13 protein-coding genes are annotated in these 16,042 nt (G+C 45.2%); 7 read left to right on the top strand and 6 right to left on the bottom strand.

Going from position 1 to position 16,042, the window contains the following annotated elements; genetic code table 11:
- Window positions 1-113: 113 nt before the first annotated feature.
- The 6 genes from F8C82_RS12255 (at window position 114) to F8C82_RS12280 (ending at window position 8,529) form a co-directional block, all read left to right on the top strand.
- The gene (locus tag F8C82_RS12255) at window positions 114-587 is read left to right on the top strand and encodes a GbsR/MarR family transcriptional regulator (RefSeq protein ID WP_151693877.1); all 474 of its coding nucleotides are present in this window, start codon (window positions 114-116) and stop codon (window positions 585-587) included.
- Between the two features lie 70 nt (window positions 588-657).
- Window positions 658-2,004 carry a TolC family protein gene (locus F8C82_RS12260; RefSeq protein ID WP_151693878.1) on the top strand — a complete coding sequence of 449 codons (1,347 nt, stop codon included), beginning with the start codon at window positions 658-660 and terminating at the stop codon, window positions 2,002-2,004.
- Window positions 2,005-2,038: 34 nt separating this feature from the next.
- A complete protein-coding gene (locus F8C82_RS12265) occupies window positions 2,039-3,100 on the top strand; it encodes an efflux RND transporter periplasmic adaptor subunit (RefSeq protein WP_151693879.1) in 1,062 nt (353 codons plus the stop codon).
- Window positions 3,101-3,127: 27 nt separating this feature from the next.
- Window positions 3,128-6,286 carry an efflux RND transporter permease subunit gene (locus F8C82_RS12270; protein WP_151693880.1) on the top strand — a complete coding sequence of 1,053 codons (3,159 nt, stop codon included), beginning with the start codon at window positions 3,128-3,130 and terminating at the stop codon, window positions 6,284-6,286.
- 406 nt (window positions 6,287-6,692) lie between these two features.
- A complete protein-coding gene (locus F8C82_RS12275) occupies window positions 6,693-7,082 on the top strand; it encodes a DUF302 domain-containing protein (protein WP_151693881.1) in 390 nt (129 codons plus the stop codon).
- A 4-nt stretch (window positions 7,083-7,086) separates the two neighbouring features.
- Window positions 7,087-8,529 (top strand): hypothetical protein, encoded by a 1,443-nt coding sequence (locus F8C82_RS12280; RefSeq protein WP_151693882.1) that lies wholly within the window; start codon window positions 7,087-7,089, stop codon window positions 8,527-8,529.
- A 2-nt stretch (window positions 8,530-8,531) separates the two neighbouring features.
- Here the strand turns inward: F8C82_RS12280 and F8C82_RS12285 are convergent, their stop codons facing one another.
- The 5 genes from F8C82_RS12285 to F8C82_RS12305 form a co-directional block, all read right to left on the bottom strand.
- Window positions 8,532-9,551, bottom strand: a complete 1,020-nt coding sequence (locus F8C82_RS12285; protein WP_151693883.1) for a cytochrome-c peroxidase — start codon at window positions 9,549-9,551, stop codon at window positions 8,532-8,534.
- Entirely contained in the window at window positions 9,535-10,632 is a 1,098-nt protein-coding gene (locus tag F8C82_RS12290; protein WP_151693884.1) for a cytochrome-c peroxidase, read from the bottom strand. The genes F8C82_RS12285 and F8C82_RS12290 overlap by 17 nt, the downstream gene beginning before the upstream one ends.
- Window positions 10,633-10,637: 5 nt before the next feature.
- The gene (locus F8C82_RS12295) at window positions 10,638-11,600 is read right to left on the bottom strand and encodes an MbnP family protein (protein ID WP_151693885.1); all 963 of its coding nucleotides are present in this window, start codon (window positions 11,598-11,600) and stop codon (window positions 10,638-10,640) included.
- 52 nt (window positions 11,601-11,652) lie between these two features.
- The gene (locus F8C82_RS12300; RefSeq protein ID WP_151693886.1) at window positions 11,653-12,402 is read right to left on the bottom strand and encodes a hypothetical protein; all 750 of its coding nucleotides are present in this window, start codon (window positions 12,400-12,402) and stop codon (window positions 11,653-11,655) included.
- A 146-nt stretch (window positions 12,403-12,548) separates the two neighbouring features.
- Window positions 12,549-14,633 (bottom strand): alpha-ketoacid dehydrogenase subunit alpha/beta, encoded by a 2,085-nt coding sequence (locus F8C82_RS12305; protein ID WP_151693887.1) that lies wholly within the window; start codon window positions 14,631-14,633, stop codon window positions 12,549-12,551.
- Between the two features lie 198 nt (window positions 14,634-14,831).
- On the opposite strand from F8C82_RS12305, the gene F8C82_RS12310 reads away from it, so the two are divergent.
- Window positions 14,832-15,302, top strand: coding sequence for a hypothetical protein (locus F8C82_RS12310; protein WP_151693888.1), 471 nt, complete (start codon window positions 14,832-14,834; stop codon window positions 15,300-15,302).
- A gap of 1 nt (window position 15,303) precedes the next feature.
- On the opposite strand, the gene F8C82_RS12315 is transcribed toward F8C82_RS12310, so the two are convergent.
- Window positions 15,304-15,981, bottom strand: coding sequence for a DUF2461 domain-containing protein (locus tag F8C82_RS12315; RefSeq protein WP_170266251.1), 678 nt, complete (start codon window positions 15,979-15,981; stop codon window positions 15,304-15,306).
- Window positions 15,982-16,042 lie beyond the last annotated feature (61 nt).

Here is a 16,042-nt window from a genome sequence, read left to right on the forward strand (position 1 = left end):
AGCTTCAATGAGGGTACAGATTCGCACCTACAGAACCAAGCGACAAACATTTTTAGTTCTCCTTTTTGTGAACTAAAAAAACTTTATACATTTGTAGCACAATTCAAACTAACATGTCAGAGATCGTTCAACTTACTGCCAAGCAAAAAGAACTCGTTGAGAAGATCGGAGTTTACCATGAGAAATCTGGGTTACCTCCGGCACCCGCACGAATCTTGGCGCTTCTATTGGTATCTCCCATTACTGAGTTGACCTTTGATCAAATTCGCGAAACATTGAACCTGAGTAAGAGCGCAACCAGCAACGCCATCAACATGCTCCTCAATGTCAACCGTCTTGACTACATCACAAAGTCGGGCGATAGAAAGCGCTACTTCAAGAACAAAGTAAGCAATTGGCGAAGTGAATTGCGCGATAGCATCTTCAAGATTACCGAAGCTGCTGACATCTTAGAAGAGATTCTTGAAGTTCGCCCAAATAATACTCCTGAATTCAACGAAAACCTCAGCAGTATCATCGATTTCCTACGCTTCATCAACGACGAGCTTCCTGGACTTTACCAAAAGTGGGAGAATAAACGAACATAAAATTTTTTACCCTGTTAGTTCGTTATTCACAGAACTAAGTAGGTTGTTACAAAACAAACTAAATCAAAAAATGAATCACATCAAAAGAACCATCTGCTCAACTCTAGCACTATTCGCCGCGAGTTTCAGTGTATGGTCGCAACCTGTAGAGTACAACTTTGATTTAAAGGAGGCTCTACTATTTGGCTTGGAAAACTCCCTCTCTATACGCCAAGCCGTACTGGATCAAAGTCAGTCGGAACACGTAGTAGGCGAAGTCCGCGCAACAGGACTCCCACAGGTTACCGGTGAAGGGCAATATCAAAACTTCCCAAACCTACCTACCCAGCTCTTACCAGGCGAAATTGTCGGTCAGCCTGGAACACAAATTCCAGTTCAGTTCGGTACTGAAAACACCATGTCGGGCACCATCAAAGCCACACAGCTCATTTACAACCAACAATTCTTTACTGGGTTGAGAGCCGCCAAATCCTCGCGTCAACTCTACGAGTTATTGAAGATCAAAACAGAGGAAGATGTGATTTACGAAGTTTCGAACGCCTACTACATGGTACTCGAACTCAAGGCACAGAGGAATGTATTGGACAGCAATGTGGCTCAGCTCAACAAGCTTGAAGAACTGATGAAGCTACAGTACGAGAACGACCTAGTAACGCAAACCGACCTCGGTAGAATTCGTGTTAACCGCATGAATCTTCAAACCCAATTGCAATCGGTAAAAATAGGGTTGGAACAACAGAAGAACTACCTCAAGCTCTTATTGGGAATGGACATCAGCAACACGCTTATCATCCGAGCTCCCGAGGACATTGAAGACGTTTCGCTTCAAACCCTTCAGTATGAAAAAGAACAATCCATCGAATTGGAAATCTTAGATCAACAACTCACACTAAATGAATTGAACAAGAAGAGCATTCAAGCGGAATACGCGCCAACACTCGCTGTCTTTGGTCAGCAAAGCTGGCAAGCCCAACGCAACGAATGGAATTTCTTCGACTCAAATCAACCTTGGTTTCAACAAACGGTAGTTGGTGTGCAATTGAGCGTTCCCATTTTTGATGGGCTTTCTAAACATCATAGAATCCAACAGTCGGAAATCGACATTCAAAAAGTTCGTTTACAACAAACCAATGCTCAACGCTCTTTGGACATGCAATTCCAAAATGCACGGGAGCAGTTGACCAATTCACTCGCTTCGGTGGAAGCGCAACGCGACAACAAGGAATTGGCAAAGGACGTATACGAGCAAACCCAATTGCTCTATAAAGAACAAGTGGTGGGATTGACAGACTTGCTAGACGCTGAACAAGCGTATCGACAAGCCGAGACCAGCTTTTACAACGAGCTTCTCAAGTTCCGTCGCTCTGAGCTCGACCTACTCAAAGCACAAGGTCAGCTTAAACAAATCATCCAATGATCAATCTACAGACTAGAATAAAGAATACAGCACAATGAAAAAGACCATCATCATTCTTGCTTCTGCCAGCATACTAGGCCTCACCGCATATAAGCTCTATGCCAACAAAGAAGAGATGAAAGAGAACGCCAAGCTCTCTGAAATCACCAGTGCATCTATCCCCGTACAGATCACTCACCCCGAAAAACTCGCATTGAATACACGCGTTTCAGCCGATGGCACTTTTGAGGCTAAAACGGACCTGACCATCTTGTCTGAAACACAAGGCAAACTGGTTGCGGTGTACAAAGAAAAAGGAGTAACCGTTCGAAAAGGAGACCTTCTAGCTCAGGTTGATAATGAACTATTGAGAACCCAAGTGGCCGCAGCCAGAGCCAATTTCGAAAAGCTTCAATCGGATTCTGCGCGCTTCACCAAATTGTCGGAAAGTGACGCGGTGACCCAACGCCAACTGGAAGATGTGCGCATCGGTTTGATGAATGCACGAGCGCAATACCGACAAGTTCAGAAACAGCTGGACAACACATATATCCGTGCAACAACCAGTGGAATCATCAATGACGACTTTGTACAGGAGGGGGCTTATGTTTCACCAGGCATGCAATTGTACAACATTGTAGACATCAGCAAGCTCAAACTAAATGTTCGCCTTACTGCCAACGAAATCCTCAATGTGAAGGAGGGCGATGAAATCAACATCACTTCCAGTGTATACCCAGAAGACACCTTTAATGGCAAAGTAACTGCCATAGCGGCAAAAGCGGACGGAGCCTTGAAATACAATGTGGAAATCACTTTGACCAACAACTCATCAAGAGCACTAAAACCAGGTATGTACGCTACGGCTCACTTTCTTTTCAACAGTGAAAACGAAACGCTTTACCTCGACAGAAACGCCATTATCGGTAGTGTTCAAAACCCTCAAGTATTCACCATTGAAGACGGAAAAGCTCACCTAAAAAGCATCACCATTGGTGAGGTTAGAAGCGACCGTGTGGAAGTACTCGAAGGACTTTCGACGTCGAATGAAGTCATCACAACCGGACAAATCAATCTGGAAGAAGGTACAGTTGTAAACGCACTGAATCGTCAATAATCCTCAGGATTTAGAAGATATCGCATTATGAAAATGACCAAAATTTCCATCAAGCGTCCAACGCTTGTGGTGGTTCTCTTTACCCTACTCACAGGCTTGGGCTTGTTCAGCTACTCCATGCTGAACTATGAATTATTGCCCGATATGAGTACGCCTGTACTTACCATCTCTACTGTTTATCCCGGTGCTGCACCTAAAGAAGTGGAAAACTCGGTAACCGTTGAAATTGAAGATGCGGTTTCCACTCTCGAAGGGGTAGACCGCGTGAGTTCAACCTCACTCGAGAACGTCTCTATCGTTACAGTAGAGCTGATGCAGGACATGGATGTTGATCAGGCTCTTCAAGAAGCCACACGGAAGATCAATGCTATTATGAACGAACTTCCAGATGACGTGGAGCAACCTTCCATTGGCAAGTTTGACTTTTCAGATTTGCCCATCATGAGAATTGGTGTCGCCGCCAACATGGCCGGTACGGAGTTATACGACTTGATCGAGAACCAGATTCAGCCGCAAATGGCAAAAATTCCTGGCGTTGCACAAGTCAACATGCTAGGAGGCCAAGCACGTGAAATCCGGATCAATATCAACAAAAACAGACTAGAGACCTACGGACTTTCTCTACTTCAGGTGAGTCAGGCGATTCAAGTTGCCAACCTTGACTTCCCAACGGGTAAAGTGAAGGGTGAAGAGTCAGAATCACTAATTCGATTAGCAGGTAAATATTCTTCACTCGATCAAATTCGACAATTGCCCATCAGTTATCGCCCTGATGGAACCGTAATTCGAATCAAGGATGTTGCTGAAGTTCAAGACACGGAAGAAGATGCCGAGATCATCTCGCGAGTAAATGGTGAAAATGCCATTGGCCTATCCATTCAAAAACAAAGTGACGCCAATGCCGTAGAAGTGAGTGAACTGGCTCGAAAAATCATGACAGATTTGGAAGAATCTTATTCTGAAGAAGGCCTGAAATTCACCATCGCCAACGATACATCAGAGTTCACCTTGGAAGCGGCAGATGCTGTGATTCACGACTTGTTCTTTGCGGTAATTCTCGTTGCAGTTGTAATGCTTCTCTTCCTTCACAGTTTGAGAAACGCTGTGATTGTAATGCTTGCAGTACCGGCTTCCATCATTGCGACCTTTACGGCTATGATGCTCTTGGGATTCTCTCTCAACTTGATGAGTTTGCTTGCGCTTTCTCTAGTGGTGGGTATTCTAGTGGATGACGCGATTGTAGTCATCGAGAATATTTATCGCCACATGGAAATGGGTAAATCTAAATTTCAAGCAGCATACGACGGCATTCGAGAGATTGGAGCAACGGTTATTTCCATCACCTTGGTGATTATCGCTGTATTCGTTCCGCTCTCCATGACGGGCGGAATTGTGGGGAACTTGCTTCGTCAATTTGCGTTAACGGTTGCCATCAGTACCATTCTGAGTTTATTGGTGGCCTTTACCATGATTCCGCTTTTGGCTTCGAGATTCTCCAAGCTTTCTCACTTGAAAGAAGGATCCATAGTCACTGTGTTCATCAAGACTTTTGAAGGATGGGTTACAGGGTTTGAAAATGCCATGTCCAATGCTCTTCATTGGTCATTCTCACACAAAATTCTAGTTCTTGGAGCCACATTCGTAGTGTTTATCGGTTCATTCGCCCTCGTTGGACAAGGGTTTATCGGTAGTGAATTTGTCTCTGCTGGCGACCGTGGAGAGTTTACCATGCAGGTAGAATTACCCAAGAGCTCAACCCTTCGTCAGACCAACTTACTAGCTCAACAGGTAGAGCGCATCATTGGTGAATATCCCGAAGTAGAACGAGTATCGTCAACCATAGGACAAAGCTCTGGTAGAATGTCTACCACCTCTACACCATATATGGCCGAGATCAACGTGTCACTGGTTCCAACGGAACAGCGTGCTACAACCACACAAATCTTTTCTCGTCAGCTTCAAATCGAGCTTCAAGAGAACGTTGCTGGCGCAAAATTCAAGGCGGTTCCCGTTTCACTTGTGGGCGGAGGAACCGATGCGCCTATCCAAGTCATTCTCAGTGGCACCAATCTAGACACACTGATCTCAACAGCCGATAAAGTAGCGGGGATTGTTAGTGGAATTGCAGGTACAGCTGAAGTTGAAACCAGTGCTGAAGGCGGTAGTCCAGAGATCAAAGTAGAGGTAGATCGCGACAAGATGGCGCGATTGGGTTTGAGCTTAGAAGTGGTGGGTGGCACCATGCGTACCGCGTTCAACGGAGTTCAAGATTCCAAATATCGCGATGGTGACAACGAATATGAAATCAACATTCTCCTCGACGAATTTGATCGCCAGCGTGTGGAAGACATTGCCATGCTTACGGTAATGAACAATAGAGGAGAGCAAATTCGACTTGATCAATTTGCCAGCATCACAGAGGGTTACGGTCCTTCACAATTAGACCGAAGAGACAAGCTCGCAATGGTAAAAGTGACTGCTCAGGTAATTGGCCGGCCCGTTGGAACAGTTGGTGCCGACATTGAAGCTCAAATGGCCAATTTCGACTTACCTAGCGGAGTGGCGTACAGCATGGGTGGCGATTCCGAAAATCAATCGGAAGCCTTTGGTGGACTGGCTGTTGCGCTTTTGAGTTCTCTCATTTTGGTATACCTCATTATGGTAGCCCTATATGATAGTTACGTATATCCTTTGGTGGTGATGTTCTCACTACCGCTTGCGGTTATCGGGGCTCTACTCGCCTTGGCATTATCACAAAATGCATTGAGCATCTTCTCCATCTTGGGGATGATCATGCTCATCGGTTTGGTAGCTAAGAACGCCATCTTGGTGGTCGATTTTACAAACCAATTGAAAGAAGCAGGATTGGAAGTAAAAGCTGCACTGCTCAAAGCAACACAAGTGCGTATTCGCCCGATTCTTATGACCACCCTCGCGATGGTGATCGGGATGATGCCAATTGCCTTGGCCTCGGGCCCTGGCGCTGAATGGAAGAACGGTTTGGCATGGGTTCTCATTGGCGGCCTAACCAGTTCCATGTTTTTAACGTTAGTAGTAGTACCCGTTGTGTACTACATCTTCGACCGGATTATGGCCAAGTTTGGATGGGACAAAAAAGAAGAATTCGACTTGGTTGATACTCCAAGAGAAGAACTCAATACAGAGATAGAAGAGGTTATGGCATAGAGAATGAGAGGGAACTTGCAGGGTTTGAGGCTTCGCGCCTCACCCTCTCACTTCTCACTTTCAAATGCCTCATTCTCTACCCATTATCTTTCACCTCATATAGACCTTAAGCCCCATGACATGAGCTGTTGTGGGGCTTTGTTTTTATGGGAATAAATGAGCATTAGCTTAGACGTTCATATCTGACTCGCCCCCCGGGGACAGCACCCCTGTCCCCAGTTTCAAATTCGACATTATCGATGATTTCTTCACGTCTTTAAGCGGATACATACGTTTGCAAACAGGAGGGTGACGTTTTAAAGCAAACTTCTGTCCTAACCGTCCATTCTGAAAGCTTAGCTTATATGTCTTGCATCTCAAATTGCCTAACTTGTTGCAAATTGGCCAGGTACCTAACACACCAAATATGAGCTACTTCATCTCCACCACACTAGAAAATGTAAGCTTCGAAGAAGCGATTGAAAAACTTACGGCCAACCTGAAGGAGCAAGGTTTTGGAGTGTTGACCGACATCGACATTCAAGCGACTTTTAAGGCGAAGCTGGATGTCGATTTCAAAAAATACCGAATCCTAGGAGCGTGTAACCCAAATTTTGCCATCAAAGCGATTTCTGCAGAGGACAAAATCGGTGTTTTCTTGCCTTGCAATGTAGTGGTGACTGAAAATTCAAACGGTCAAGTCGAAATCGCAGCGGTAGACCCCATTGCCTCCATGATTAGTGTAGGAAATGAAAACTTAGAAGCGCTTGCAGCAGACGTTCGAGAACGCCTTACAACAGCCGTAAAGACGCTTTAGGAACTTGAAAAACGCTCTCTACATAGTCATCGCACTCATTTTCGCTTTGCGATGCTCCCCTCCCGAACAATTCCCAGTAGATGGGACTTGGTACGGCTTCTGGGATGGAACGTATTGTGAAATGACTATTTCAGGTGAACAAATCACAGTGTATTCGATGCCCCACGATACGCTTACTATTCGAGAAGGCACCCTCGAGGTTCTAGGCGATTCAGCGAGCCTATCCATTCAAGCTCCGTCCTATACTTCACACTTCTTTCGATTCGAACTTTCAAACACCGTAGACAGTCTTCGCCTATCGGATTCCATTCAATCTGACCTGAAAATCGAAATTGACAACGAATCCATGACATGGAAAGGGTACGATCTTTTCGGTCAACGAAGTGGCCTATTCACCATTCCATTTACCTCTTGTCTTGATGAGATTCGGTGGACACGGCACCAAACGAAAAGTCCAGTTACGTTAGAGTCATTTGTGAATCGCCGGGAGGCCAAGCTTCCCACCGACACACTTCTCGATGATGGCATTCACTTAGTTATTGGTCACGTCGGGGATTCGATTCGACTTCTCTCTTCCCATGAATTAACGGACTCCGCCACATCTAAAAATAGGAATCCCAATCTCGACTTTCTTCGAGCCCAAGACGGCTATTATTTCTATGCAGATTACCGAAATGGAGCTCCTACTTGGCAGTTACGTCTTCACAAAATTCCCTTCATCAATTATCCTTCGGAAAGATATGATGGGCAACTAGCCGCTCCTGATTTTAAGAGCTATCCAGGAGCGCTTAGATTCAAATCACAAATCTTAGAAGAGTGCGAAAAAGGAATAAACTTTTCTGGGAAATATACCCTCGCAAAATGGGGATGCGGAAGCGCTTGTCAAATGGGGGTAGTCGTAAATAGAGAAACAGGGGCCATTTCAGATTTCATCACCTCTGAACTTGGAATGGAATTCAGGGCAAATAGTTCCCTGCTCAGACGTAATATCGGCGCATTAGACACCCTTACCAACTTGATGGATGAATGTAGTTATTGCACTGTTGAACAACTCAATTGGACGGGATCATCGTTCGACACGCTTCAGTTCAATTTCGAAGACCGAAGCAAAGGGGCTACACAAGTGGTGGTAGAAGAACCCACCCTCATTGCTATAAGCGCAAGTGGTCGTGATATTGAAAATCTCAAAACTTTCTATGGTGTAGAATCTTTCTACATTGTAGCGGATGATGAGGTATACGACAATTATCTACTGCTAAAGAAAGCCGACTCTCTCTCCATTGAAACGATGACTGCTACCGGCCCCAAAATTACATTCAAAGCGCCCTTAGGAGAGCTCATGTACCAAAGTCCGCTTATTCCAAACCTTTACAACTACGTATATTGGAATGGACAATCCTTTCTACAAGGAGACCTCTTTGACGTTGAAGAATGGGTGTTTGAATAGAACTATTTGACTCTGTAACGTTCATCCATCTGAACACTAGGATCCGAAAGTGATTTCAAGAAAGCAACCAAGTCTATTCGCTCTTGTTGAGTGAGGTTAAGAGGCCGAACTCTTTCACTTTTATGAGGATGATTGGCACCACCGCTGTTGTAATGTTCTACCACTTCTTCTAAGGTTGCAAAACGACCATCGTGCATGTAAGGAGCCGAATATTCTACGTTTCTCAACGATGGAATCTTGAATAGCGCCTCATCCGCACTATCTCCCGTCAATCGCATTCTGCCGATATCACTGTATACGGAATCCAACCCGTTGTTCTCAAATTCGTAAGAGGTAAAGAAGAGGCCTGAATGACACACCGAACACTGTGTTTTCTCTGATCTAAAGAGAGATAAGCCTCGCTTTTCGGAAGGACTTAGTGCTCCAGAGTTGCCATAAAATTGATAGGTGTCGTACCGCGATGAACCCGATATGAAAGTGCGCTCGTAATTGGCCAATGCCCTTGTAATTACAAAGGGATCAGGCTCTCGGCCATAAGCCTCTTGGCTCATTTCAACATAAGAATTACTGGTCTTCATCCTTTCTGCAATCAGAACAATGTTGAAGTCCATCTCTGTGTGTTCTTGCACAGGGGCCAGTACTTGCATCTCCAACGTTGGAAGACCGCCTTCGGTCATGAAGTAGGGTTGATAGGCAACATTCAAAAGACTCGGCGCATTTCGATGCCCTAGTCGACCTTCTACACCCGGACTAATGGCAAACGCATCTGCCATGGCGAATTCCGCTTTGTGACAACTTCCACAACTAATCGTACTGTCAATGCTCAGCATGGGGTCGAAAAACAATTTCTTACCCAATTCGAAACGAATGTCAGAATACGCATTGTCTTCAGGAAAAGGCACAGACGGAAAGTGGCGAGGAACCTCAAGATAGGTCTCGCCACTTTCTGTCTTTTCTCTGGAACAAGAAAGGGCCACCGCGAAAACTGCGATGGCTACCAGTATTTTAGAACGGACTAGCATACGCCGGATTGGTCTGCAACTCCGTATCTGTCAATGTCTTCAAAAAGGCAACCAAATCAGACACATCTTGCTGACTCAACTGCAAGCCTCCTGAGTTGATGGGATAAAGTAAGGTTGGATCAACCGTAGAAGAAGATTTGAGTCCGGTATTGTAATGCTCTACCACCTCTTCTAAGGTGTTGAATCTACCATCGTGCATGTACGGTGGAGTAAGTTCGATGTTTCTAAGTGTAGGAACTTTGAACTTACCGCGATCAGAGGCCGATGAAGTAACCAACTCTCTTCCCAAATCAGCAAACTCACCATCTCCATCCAAACCATTGTTCATGAAGAGGTCGTTTTCGAAGTTTCCTCCCCCGTGACAGTGGGCACAATCGGCGCCACTAGAATCTGGGAAACCAGGATTGAACTCGGCAAAGAACAAACGTCTTCCACGCTCTTCTTCTGCCGTCAAATTCACATCTCCACGCAAATACTGATCGTACTTACTGTTGACAGAAACAATAGAATTCATGAATTGCTCCAATGCCAAACTGATCTTCAATGGCGTAATTGAATCACTTCCAAAAGCGCGAATAAACTGATCGGTATAGGAAGCATCCGCTGAAAGCTTAGCCACTACATTCTCGAGCGTCTCATCCATTTCAAGGGAATCTTGAATAGGGAGTAACGACTGATGTCGAAGTAAATGTGCTCTTCCATCCCAGAAGAACTCATTGGTGTTGTACGCCATATTAATGACGGCCATAGCTTGACGTTTCCCTTCAAACCCACTAACACCAATGGAAAGTCGAGCGGTGTCTGAGAAAGCAAACTCCTGCATGTGACAACTTGCACAGCTCTGCGTATTGTCTCTACTCAAACGAGTTTCATGAAACAACATCCTACCCAATTCTACCCCTTGAACCGTCAATGGGTTGTCGGGTGAAATTGTTGGAGGTGTTAAGTCTCTGGTGTCAAGTACAAAAGGTGTATTGTCGTACTTGACCGTATTGCTAGATGAAGGGTTATCCTTTTTACACTGAACGGTTAAAGCAAAAAGTCCAATCGCAAAAAGAACCCCATATTGTCTTCTAAACATATGCTTTATTCTACGATCAAACGTTGAGAAGTAACCTTTTCACCTGTGCGAACCTCTACGAAGTAAACTCCAGAAGGCTCAATGCCCAAAGTGTGTCTTGTTGTGCGATTGAGTTGAGCAGAAGCAACCACTCTACCGGACAAATCAAATACGCGAACGGTACCCGTTACTGGTGTTGGGAAAACCAATACGGCTCTGTTATTTACGGCAGGATTTGGTTGAATTGTAAAGCCTTCAACACTCTCCTCTTCAATTCCAATCCCGCCTACATTGGAGGTTGAAACGGTAAAAACTGTATCCGAAAATCGGCTAAGCAAATCGGCGGCTGCACCTGTTTCTCCGTGAATGATAGCGCCCCCGTCTACTGAAATGGTTGAAAAGGCTTTAAGGTAATCTGCATCCAATTGAACAATCAAATCACCCCCTACAACGGTACCTGATGTTGCAATGGTTTGAACGTGGTAATTCTGATCGCCCAAGGCATGAATTTCTAAAGGATCTCCACTTCCCGTTCCAACCGTTCCTTCCAAGGCAATGAAACGGTAGCCACCAACCCAGCCCCAGTGCATACTTGGACTTTTAGGAGCCAATGGATGATTGAAATTATACTGAGCAGGATCTAAGTGATTGGTAGCCTGATCTACGCCAATGGCGAATGAAACAGACTCTAAAGATGTGATATTCAAGTTTCCAAGATTCACTTCTTCCATCAATGATACTGCATTCGTCAATACGTAAATGGAATCGAGCAACATGGTTTGACCTCCATCATGCGTGAGTTCAATACCTGAGATATAATACTGCAATCGAGTTAGGGTAATGTCTTCCCCTAGGTCAGATGTAGCGGTTTGATTTAGGCTAAAAGGCTGTCCATCCCATTGGTGCATAATGCGCAAGTAAACATCTTGCTGAGCGGATAATGCCAAGGCAGAGAACGCTGCCAACGTGGTGAGTAAAAATTTCTTCATAGTACAAAGCGATAAAGTGTGCCTTGCAAAATACGGAAATTCAGTTAGTTCTTCACATTTGTAACTTTTTGCACTGCGTCATTCGCGCAACCATTACCATGGGATTAAATTCCGCATACATACTCACGTGATTGATGAATCGGCTACTTGAAGAGAGCGGAAAGAAAACACCCATACCAACTCCCCCGCCTGAATAAACAGGAACCACAGAAATGTTTCCGCTTTGAGATCCTCCCATCCCACTCTGAACGCCTATCATTTTATCTCTTCCATCTAAGCCTATCTTTTGGTCTATTCGGTTGATGGAGAACTCTATTTCCCGCACGGAATTATCAAAATTGAAAACCACATAGCTCCAGTTTGGAAGGTTGATTTCTAGCGTATCGCCCATCCGAAGAATGCAACTGTATTCGTCTGATTCTTCACGAATGAAAACGATTTGCTGTTGAAGTGTATCAAATATCGGTGAGATGGGGGACTCACTTCGGTATAAGTCTCCTTTGATAATGTACCCTCCGCGACGGAGTTCACGTAGCTCTCGAAGATATATGGCATTCGCGCCGATTTCTCGAGCATGGGATAGAATGGTGTCTTGTAAATCTTCCAGCGGACTTCTCCGGTTGGTGTAAAAGGACCCTACGAAAGTGACATTTGAGCTGTCAACATCCAACACAAAATTCGCCTGATCCACAGACTCAAACTGAACGGGTTCAACGGGCTGTGTCAACTCGAAATACGGATGCGAACAGGAAGTGGAGCACAAACCTAGAAGTACTAATGCGGAGAGAGCGTTGATTTTCATGGCAGTAAATCTCGTTCTCAAGTCTGTCATATCTCAATGACACAAGACTTGAATGACAAAAGGTTAGAGAATGTAAGGTAGACAAATCAGCCATAAAAAAGGCAGCCCTTTCGAGCTGCCTTTCTTTGAACGAAAATAGTCTTCTATCAATATTCCAACACTTGCGCGATGCGTGTCGCAACCTTATCGGCGTTTGGAATCATCTCGCTTTCTAAGGTAGAATTCAGTGGAATTGCAGGAACGTTTGCCGAACCTATGACCTCTACAGGCGCATCCAAGTAACGGAAACAATTCTTCTGAATCATGCCCGCCAAGGCCTGAGCAAATGTATTTACTTCTGGTTCTTCAGTGACCACAAGGCATTTGCCATGCGCCTTAACTCTCTCGTATACTAAAGACTCATCCAGTGGAACCAAAGTACGCAAGTCAACAATCTCAACTTGACCTTTGAATTGCTTAGCCGCTGTATTGGCCCAATAAACCCCCATGCCGTAGGTTACGATACAAAGAGATTCACCTCCTTGAATCTTGTCACTATCAGCTTCCAATGCGATTCTTCCTTTGCCAAAAGGAATCACGTAGTCTGCAGAAGGTTCCACCGTTTTGGCTCCCTCTGTACCTTTTATCTTACTCCAGTACAAGCCTTTGTGCTCAAGCATTACCACAGGGTTTGGATCGTGAAAGGCCGACTTCATCAAACCTTTCAAATCTGCACCGGTACTCGGATAGGCGATTTTGATACCTCTAATATTGGTGAGAACAGACTCAACCGAAGAGCTGTGGTAAGGTCCACCTGAACCGTACGCCCCAATTGGAACGCGCAATACAGCGCTTGCAGGCCATTTGCCATTCGACAAATAATAACTTCTACTCAATTCAGTAAAGAGCTGATTCAAACCCGGCCAGATATAGTCGGCAAACTGCACCTCTACAAATGGCTTGAGACCTGCAGCAGCCATACCCACTGTAGATCCTATGATAAAGGCCTCCTGAATAGGTGTGTTGAATACGCGATCATCACCAAACTTCTGAGCCAAGGTTGCCGCCTCACGGAAAACTCCGCCCAATCGGCCACCCACATCCTGACCGTACAATAGGGCCTCTGGATGCTCACTCATAATCTCCTGTATTGCAAACAGGGCAGCGTCTACCATTACAGTCTTCTCCTTACCCGCTGGCTCGCGCTCTCCGCGCTCTTCCGTGATTGGAGTTGGTGCAAAATCATGGGTGTATAAGTCCTCTGGACGAGGATCTTCAGCTTCAAGAGCTTTCGCATAATCTGCCGCTACCGTTTCTTTTGCCGATGTTTCAATCTCTGCAAGTACTTCTTCTTCAATACCCGCTTCTATCAATTCTTTGCGGAATCGAGGGTACGGATCTCGTGTTGCATGCTCTTCCAAATCGTCGCGATACCACTCTTTGCGAACACCTGACGTGTGGTGTCCCAAAAGGGGAACAGACGCGTGGATGAGGAATGGTCTGCGCTCTTTTCGGATGAGCTCAATCACCTCAGCTACCGTTGCATAGCTCTCAAAGAAGTTCGCGCCGTCGATACTGCGCACTTCAATACCGTGGAAACCGGCAGCGTATTCGGCCGCATTTTGAGCGCGAGTTTCCTCTGCATTGGCTGAGATATCCCAACCATTATCTTGTACAAAGTAGAGAATAGGGAATTGCTTAAGCGCCGCCATTTGGAGAGCTTCTGAGATCTCCCCTTCGGTCATCGCCGCATCACCAATGGAACAAACCACTACAGGCTTCTCATCGCCCCAATCTTCTCCAATACCTCGGTTTTCCTTGTATTGAATCCCCATGGCCACACCGGTAGTCGGGATGGCTTGCATACCCGTTGCTGAGCTTTGATGAGGAATCTTTGGCTTGTCATCATCCTTTAAGCTAGGGTGACTGTAATAGGTTCTACCACCAGAAAAAGGATCCTCTCTCTTCGCCAACAACTGAAGCATCAAGTCGTAAGGCTTCATTCCAATACTGAGCAAAATAGAGTCATCGCGGTAATACGGCGCCACCCAATCTTGCTTCTTCAATTGCATACCCAACGCCAATTGGATGGCTTCGTGTCCACGAGAAGTGGCATGAACATACTTGCTAGTTACCTCTCTGTTCTCCTCGTAAAGCTCAGCCATTGCAACGGCCGTAGACATCAACTCATACGCTTTGAGTAGCGTGTCACGATTTATATCGGATTGAATATCCTTCTGTGTGGTACTCATGGATTCGATTTGCTGCAAATATCGGAAACATGTAGGGAACAAACTCTCTTACTTATAGGTAAGGTTTGAGTGATTATTGATTTCATCATATTATCTAAAAATGAAATCCCGATTCACAATTAACACACTAACAACTTCCTCGGATCTTTGTAACTGACAATAGGAGTCTTATCTTTGAAATACCCCTACCTCCTAATCATGAACAGGTTTCGACTTCCAGAGAAAGATCTCATCATTCTTGATGACCGCCTTGTGCTTGTGAATCACAACTACAAAGGAGATTACACTTCTATTGCACCCAGAAATAGTTTTTTCAGAAAGCACGGCTTGCGCCTGTTTATGATCGCGCTCGGCCTTTCTATGATTGCTCTTGCCATTGTGGATGAGGCTAGCCAATCGAGCTTAATCTTCTTCATTATTTGCACACTTGGCTTTATCACCATGCTTTTTGAACAGTGGAACTACAGCAACACGCCTGTTCTGTTCAAGAAGGATATTGAAACCATCGAAATGTCTTATCCACGTTTAAAATGGATGAGTGTAAAGGCGAAGATTCACTTCACCGATGATAGGGGAAAGCGTCGAGTTCGCGTCTTAATGCTTCCAGGTTTGCTCGATTACGGAGCAGAGAACAAATACCATGTAATCGACGCATTAGAATCGCTCTGATTTATTTGGCCGCCCAGCCATCGCGCAAGAACTGCATCATATTGAATGCCGCTTCATAGTGGTCTAAAACAGTGATGAGAAGCGCGTCTGTAGGAATCAACTCAGCATCTGCCGCATGCGAGTAATAGAACTGTTTCTGAAAGAGGATAGGCTCCTGCTGGGCCGCTTCAGCAACGTCTTTGTCTACTCGCTTTTGCGATTCTCCAACAATTCCATCGGGATAGTACTTCCGAAAATCGGAGTCGGAGTTCAATGCCTGAAACTGCTCTAAATGATTGGCCATATGCTGGCGCATTGCCTTAACCTGGGCGGGCTTCAGCATATAACATCCTCCATAAATGCCGAGATGCTCTGGGCTTAACTCGATGTAGAGCGCTGGATAATCCGCCGCCTTTCTGCCCTTGGGCGAAATAAGAGCTGATACATTGGTTTTGTAAGGTGTTTTATCCTTTGCAAACCGGATGTCGCGGTTTATTCGGAAGATGACATCCTTGGGTTCCACCACCAATTCAGGTTCATACGAACCGTGTATGTGTCCAATCAAATCTCCCACAAAATGAGTGAAGGGATCCTTGACCTCCTTCTTGTACCTCGTACGGTTTTCATCAAACCACTCTTTGTGATTATTAGCAGCTAGCTCTTTGAAAAACTCGAGAAAGTCGGGAGTGAAATAATTCATCAGTGTTGGGCTTTGCTCAAATCTACTAATCCCACTCATAGATTGTTGTCCCAAAGCAAAA

Origin of the sequence: Phaeocystidibacter marisrubri, from assembly GCF_008933165.1 — a bacterium.
Lineage (GTDB): Bacteria > Bacteroidota > Bacteroidia > Flavobacteriales > Schleiferiaceae > Phaeocystidibacter > Phaeocystidibacter marisrubri.

What these genes read in the sequence shown, in the direction of transcription:
- F8C82_RS12295 (WP_151693885.1), bottom strand. Translation starts at nt 11,600, where the DNA reads ATGAAGAAATTTTTACTCACCACGTTGGCAGCGTTCTCTGCCTTGGCA.
- F8C82_RS12270 (WP_151693880.1), top strand. Translation starts at nt 3,128, where the DNA reads ATGAAAATGACCAAAATTTCCATCAAGCGTCCAACGCTTGTGGTGGTT.
- F8C82_RS12265 (WP_151693879.1), top strand. Translation starts at nt 2,039, where the DNA reads ATGAAAAAGACCATCATCATTCTTGCTTCTGCCAGCATACTAGGCCTC.
- F8C82_RS12255 (WP_151693877.1), top strand. Translation starts at nt 114, where the DNA reads ATGTCAGAGATCGTTCAACTTACTGCCAAGCAAAAAGAACTCGTTGAG.
- F8C82_RS12290 (WP_151693884.1), bottom strand. Translation starts at nt 10,632, where the DNA reads ATGTTTAGAAGACAATATGGGGTTCTTTTTGCGATTGGACTTTTTGCT.
- F8C82_RS12310 (WP_151693888.1), top strand. Translation starts at nt 14,832, where the DNA reads ATGAACAGGTTTCGACTTCCAGAGAAAGATCTCATCATTCTTGATGAC.
- F8C82_RS12300 (WP_151693886.1), bottom strand. Translation starts at nt 12,402, where the DNA reads ATGAAAATCAACGCTCTCTCCGCATTAGTACTTCTAGGTTTGTGCTCC.
- F8C82_RS12285 (WP_151693883.1), bottom strand. Translation starts at nt 9,551, where the DNA reads ATGCTAGTCCGTTCTAAAATACTGGTAGCCATCGCAGTTTTCGCGGTG.
- F8C82_RS12315 (WP_170266251.1), bottom strand. Translation starts at nt 15,981, where the DNA reads ATGAATTATTTCACTCCCGACTTTCTCGAGTTTTTCAAAGAGCTAGCT.
- F8C82_RS12275 (WP_151693881.1), top strand. Translation starts at nt 6,693, where the DNA reads ATGAGCTACTTCATCTCCACCACACTAGAAAATGTAAGCTTCGAAGAA.
- F8C82_RS12260 (WP_151693878.1), top strand. Translation starts at nt 658, where the DNA reads ATGAATCACATCAAAAGAACCATCTGCTCAACTCTAGCACTATTCGCC.
- F8C82_RS12305 (WP_151693887.1), bottom strand. Translation starts at nt 14,633, where the DNA reads ATGAGTACCACACAGAAGGATATTCAATCCGATATAAATCGTGACACG.